Annotated in this window: 1 protein-coding gene; it reads right to left on the bottom strand. The window is 63.4% G+C overall.

Annotation, left to right across the window (positions count from 1 at the left end):
- Positions 1–196: 196 nt before the first annotated feature.
- Positions 197–1,246, bottom strand: a complete 1,050-nt coding sequence (locus ACYVOK_RS34500; RefSeq protein ID WP_460666807.1) for an IS110 family RNA-guided transposase — start codon at positions 1,244–1,246, stop codon at positions 197–199.
- Positions 1,247–1,277 lie beyond the last annotated feature (31 nt).

The raw sequence follows: 1,277 nt of genomic DNA, 5'->3' as shown, positions 1-1,277 counted from the left end.
CGCGGTGCTTCCTGACCGCAGGCCCTGATGTTTTGCGCTGGAAGCTGGTCCCTCTCACGTTATCGCGCTCGACTGACGCAAGACAATACCACGGGTTTTCCAGATCTGGCGGTCCATGTCCGCTTTGGCTTCACATCATTTCATCATCACCGTGCCAACTGGAATGCCCTACGGGCAAAACGTTTGAATTGGTCGCCTATGCCGCCGATGCGGCAACTCCCTGGCTCCCGGGCTCGTAAGCCGTGCTCCTGGCCATCACAGCCCAGGCGATCCGAGCCATCTTGTTGGCCAGCGCGACGGCCACCACCTTGAATGGCTTCTTAGCCAGGAGGCTTCGGGCCCAGTCCGCCACTGTTGTCCTGGTCTTGCCGGACTTCATGCTGTAGAGCGCCGCGTGCGCGCCGACGACCAGCAGCTTGCGCAGGTGCCGGTTGCCCATCTTGGAGATGGAGCCAAGCCGCGCCTTGCCGCCGGTTGAGTGCTGCCGGGGCACGAGGCCAAGATAGGCGGCAAACTCCCGGCTGCCCTGAAACAGGCTGGCATCTGGAACACTGGCCGAGAGACAGGAGGCCACAATCGGGCCGATGCCGGGAATGGTGGCCAGTCGGATGCTCACCGGATCGCTGCGGTGGGCGGCCAGGATGGCTTTGTCGAGTTTGGCAATCTGCGCCTCAATCCCGAGCAGCATCGCCGCCAGAGGCTGGAGTGCGACCCGGGCCATCGCGGGGAGGTCAGGGCTGGCGTCATCATGAATGAGGGCAATCAGCTGGCGTGTGTTGCGAGCGCCTTGGGCGACGACGATGCCCAGCTCTGCAAAGTGACCGCGCAGGGCATTGATCAGGGCGGTTCGCTGGCCAATCAGGAGATCGCGAGCTCCATGCAGCATCAGGGTGCTCTGCTGCTGCGGGCTCTTGACCGGAACGAAGCGCATCGAGGGCCGCGTGACGGCCTCGCAGATCGCAGCCGCGTCCGCGGCATCGTTCTTCTGCCGGCGCAAATACGGCTTCACGTATGCGGGTGGGATCAGACGGACATCATGGCCGAAGGCCGTGAGCGTGCGCGCCCAATGGTGAGCGGTCGCGCAGGCTTCCAGCCCGATCAGGCAAGGTGGAAGCGTGCTGAAGAAACCTGGGACTTGGCTGCGGCGTAGCGCCTTGCGCAGGACGATCTTTCCACTTCTGTCGACGCCGTGCAGCTGGAAGACGTTCTTCGCGATATCAAGGCCGATCGTGGCAATCTCAGGCATGGTCAGTGGCTCCGCTCCGGGTTCTTGGACA

The sequence above is a fragment of the Kribbella swartbergensis genome, assembly GCF_054784135.1.
The sequence above is the reverse complement of the archived record's forward strand: the minus strand, read 5'-3'. Positions and strand labels throughout refer to the sequence as shown.

Coding starts and splice junctions, on each gene's coding strand:
- ACYVOK_RS34500 (WP_460666807.1), bottom strand. CDS start 1,246: ATGCCTGAGATTGCCACGATCGGCCTTGATATCGCGAAGAACGTCTTC.